This is a genomic window from Aeromicrobium sp., assembly GCF_014378035.1.
GTDB lineage: Bacteria > Actinomycetota > Actinomycetes > Propionibacteriales > Nocardioidaceae > Aeromicrobium.
Map to the genome: position 1 here is coordinate 1 of NZ_JACMOM010000179.1, position 3,142 is coordinate 3,142.

Genomic DNA, 3,142 nt, shown 5'->3' on the forward strand with positions numbered 1-3,142 from the left:
ATCACGTCGTCTGCGTTGACCTGTGCGATCGCGGTGCGCCAGCTCATGTCGGACATCGGGGGACTCCTCAACTGCGCAGTCTGGTGCGCCGCTTGGTGATGGTCATTTTTGACCATCGTTTGAATACTAGCCTTCAGTCGTCCTACGATGTGGCTTGACCGTCGATTTCGAGGAGAACCCATGCGTAGCCCACGAGACTTCTTCTTGCCGCTGGCGATCGGCGCTCCCGAGCCGCCCCGCGTCATACCGCCTCTGGCCTCGCGGATGATCCACTTCTTCGATCCTTCGAACGCTCGCATGGTCGGCAAGTTGCCGGCGCTCGCACCTACCGTGGACGTGCTCCTGGGAAATCTCGAGGACGCGGTCGAGATCGACAACAAGGAGGCCGCGCGGGCGGGGCTCGTCGAGGTGGCGCTGACCGTCGACCTCGGCACGACCTCGCTGTGGGCGCGCGTCAACGCTCTCGACTCCCCATGGATCCTCGATGACCTCACGGACCTGGTCCTGCAGGCCGGCGAGCAGATCGATGTGTTGATGCTGCCGAAGATCCAGGGCCCCGAGGACATCCATTACGTCGACCGCCTGGTGGCACAGCTCGAGGCCCGTGCGGGCCTGAGCCGCCCGATCCTGCTGCACGCCATCCTGGAGACGGCTCGTGGCGTCGCGAACGTGGAGGAGATCTGTCTGGCCAGCCCGCGACTGCAGGGCGTCTCGCTGGGCCCGGCCGACCTCGCGGCGGACCGTGAGATGAAGACCACCAACGTCGGTGGCGGACACCCCGGCTACCTCGTGAGGGCCGACGCCGTCAACGGCGAGTACGACGCACCCCGCGTGACGGCCCAGCAGGATCTCTGGCACTACACCGTGGCGCGGATGGTCGACGCCTGCCGGCTTGCCGGTATCCAGCCCTACTACGGCCCGTTCGGGGACATCACCGACGTGCTCGCGTGCGAGGACCAGTTCCGTAACGCGTACGTCATGGGGTGTGTTGGAGCATGGACGCTCCACCCGAAGCAGATCGAGGTGGCGCGCACGGTGTTCACGCCTGACCCGGACCAGGTCGCCTGGGCGCGCCGGGTCGTGGAGGCGCTCGTCGACGGGGCAGGCGCCGTCATGATCGACGGCAAGATGCAGGACGACGCCTCTTACAAGCAGTGCCAGAAGATCCTCGCGTTCGCCGACCTCGTCGCCGCTCGGGACGGCACCTCCCGCGACGGTGCTGCCGGGAGCGAAGGATGAGCGTTGCTCGACTGCTCGACGGCAAAGTGGCGATCGTCACGGGAGGCACGCGTGGCATCGGAGGTGCCATCGCGACGACGTTCGCCGAGCATGGTGCGACGGTCGTCGCCCTCGCCACGTCGCCTGTTCGGCTGGCCAACGTCGACACGCGCGTCTGTGACGTGTCGGACGAGGCGTCGGTCATGTCCACCTTCGGATCCGCCCTTGCCGACCACGGGCGGATCGATGTGCTCGTCAACAACGCCGGCGTGGCGATCGACAGCGTGATCCACCGAGGCTCGCTCGAGGACTTCCGCCGAGTCCTGGACGTCAACCTTCAGGGGACGTGGCTGTGCACGCGCGAGGCGCTGCGCCACATGCGCGACCGCGAGGGCGGGGGAGCCATCGTCAACATCGCATCGATCGCGTCGAAGGCGGGCAACCTCGGGCAGGCCGCCTATGTGTCCTCGAAGGCGGGTGTGGAGGCGCTGACGCGGACGACCGCCCGGGAAGGTGCCCGACACGGCATCCGCGCGAACGCCATCCGGCCCGGTCTGATCGCCACCGACATGACGGCCGGCATGCCGCAGCACTCGTGGGAGGAGAAGCTCGCGTCCATCCCGATGGCGAGACCCGGTGACCCTCGCGAGGTTGCCGAGGTCGCGCTGTTCCTGGCATCCGACATGTCGAGTTACATGACCGGCGCGGTGCTGGACGTCGCGGGTGGTCGCGAGATGTGATCGGCCAGTCGGCGGCAAGGTGATTCACAACGGCGCGCCGAACGGATACGTTGGTGTCCACTTGTCGGCAACTGTCGGCAGACGGATGGTTGCAGGGGCGAGGTCCGAGCCGCTGCAACCCGCGCGGGAGATGTTGGAGCCATGGCTGAAGAGAGCGACACCAAACGTAGCGAGGGCTCTCTCTATGAAGACCTGCGTGCCAAGATCGTGGCCGGCGTCATCGTGCCTGGGACGCCGCTGGTCGAGGGATCCCTCGCCGCGGAGTATTGCGTCAGCCGGTCGCCGGTCCGTGAGGCCCTCAGCCGTCTGTCATTCGAGGGGCTCGTCGAGCGCCACGAACGGGCGCTGCGGGTCCGGGTGCTGAAGCCCGAGGACGTCCTCGAGATCTACGAGGTGCGCATCGCGCTCGAGGCCGCAGCCGCGCGAGCCGCTGCCATGCGCCGCACGGATCTGGACCTTGCCCGCCTGCAGCGGGCCGTCGGCGCCATGCAGGAGCTGGGCGACGACGACATCACGAAGCGAGCGCCGTTGGCCAACTCGATGCACTTCGTGATCTGGGCCGCCACACACAACAAGGCGCTGATCTCGACGCTCGAGAGTGTCCAGCTGCTCGTGCAGGGCCTCGCCTCGACGACGCTTCATTACCCCGAGCGGTGGGAGGTCTTTGTGGCGGAGTCCCTCGAGATCCTCGACGCCATCCGGACCCAGGACGTCGAGGCTGCGGGCGAGGTCGCCTCACGCCAGATGACCAATGCGCGGGACTTCCGCGTCAGGCTGTACAGTTCCAGCGTCGAGGGCCAGGAGCCGGCCTTCCTGTAGCGCCGGGCCTGCGCTGAGACGCGCGAGGCACCTCGTCGTCCACCTCCCGGCCGGCAGCAGAACCCCTCCCCGCCCGCTGCGGTGCCCGATGTCTTCGAAGCGATGCGTGTGGGCGACCTGAGTCGACCGAGGACGACGAGTGGATCCGTCGATTCTGCACGTGGCGGTTTGGCATACCCTGCGGTGCTTTCTGGATCTACGTACGCATTCGTCGACAACGGTCGACAGCAGTGTTATGTTGTGGATCACACTCGGCGGGACGGACTTTCGCGTCCTCGCCCCGGCACTCTCGCACTAGGAGCCCGTCATGATCGACCGCCACTCATCGCCCACCCGGGGCGGGCCCATCCGAGCCACCAGGCGTC

General features: G+C 67.2%; 3 protein-coding genes. All 3 read left to right on the forward strand.

Annotated elements, in window-relative coordinates; all coding sequences use genetic code 11:
• Positions 1–180 precede the first annotated feature (180 nt).
• The 3 genes from H7290_RS09375 (at position 181) to H7290_RS09385 (ending at position 2,777) form a co-directional block, all read left to right on the forward strand.
• Positions 181–1,239: a CoA ester lyase gene (locus tag H7290_RS09375; protein ID WP_290513754.1), complete on the forward strand. Its 1,059-nt coding sequence runs from the start codon at positions 181–183 to the stop codon at positions 1,237–1,239.
• Positions 1,236–1,958, forward strand: coding sequence for an SDR family NAD(P)-dependent oxidoreductase (locus tag H7290_RS09380; protein WP_290513755.1), 723 nt, complete (start codon positions 1,236–1,238; stop codon positions 1,956–1,958). The genes H7290_RS09375 and H7290_RS09380 overlap by 4 nt, the downstream gene beginning before the upstream one ends.
• A 141-nt stretch (positions 1,959–2,099) precedes the next feature.
• Positions 2,100–2,777, forward strand: a complete 678-nt coding sequence (locus H7290_RS09385; protein ID WP_290513756.1) for a GntR family transcriptional regulator — start codon at positions 2,100–2,102, stop codon at positions 2,775–2,777.
• The last annotated feature ends 365 nt before the right edge of the window (positions 2,778–3,142 follow it).